The following is a 684-nucleotide window of genomic DNA, read 5'->3' on the forward strand; positions in this document are numbered from 1 at the left end:
GTGCTGATGTCCCCACATGTTGTCGCCAGTCCTGCCAAACCCAGGTTGGACTTCGTCGGCAATTAGAAGACCCCCAGCCTTTCGCACCGCTTCGGCCGCTCCCGTCAAGAATCCCTTGGGCAAATCGGGGAAGCCCTCGTTCGCGAAGAACGGGTCGACGATCAAAGCCGAGAACCCGTGTCCGCTCTCGTCAAGCGAACGGATCGCCTTCTCTACCTCAGCGGTGAAAGCAGCTGCAAACGGTTCGCCCGCAACCCCACCCAGTGGCCGGTAGCTGTCGGGTGCCGATACATGACGGACATGGCCGCCATAGCCTCCGACAGGTGGCATACGTGTCGACAGCTGGGAAACGGCCGTCGTGTTTCCGTGGTAGGTGAAGTCTGTTGCGATCACCCCCGTCTTTCCTGTGACGGCTTGTGCCATCCGAAGAGCGATGTCGTTCGCCTCGCTACCGGTACAGGTCAGGATGGCGGCATCCAGCGAATCGTCGAAGTAACCCAAAAGTCGTTCTACGTAGTTCAGGATGCCTTCGTGGAGATACCGGGTGTGTGTGTTCAGCGTTGAAGCCTGTCGGCAGATCGCATCCACTACATACGGGTGGCAATGGCCGACATGGGGCACGTTGTTGTAGCAGTCTAGATAACGCTTGCCGTCCGCGTCCCACAGCCAGACACCCTCTCCGCG

Annotated in this window: 1 protein-coding gene; it reads right to left on the minus strand. The window is 59.5% G+C overall.

Annotated features, from left to right (window positions below; all coding sequences use genetic code 11):
• The coding region (locus tag AC1D0I_RS32835; protein ID WP_477400224.1) for an aminotransferase class III-fold pyridoxal phosphate-dependent enzyme at positions 1 to 684 on the minus strand (684 nt) is incomplete at both ends.

Source organism: Mesorhizobium sp. P2_D1, from assembly GCF_056404455.1.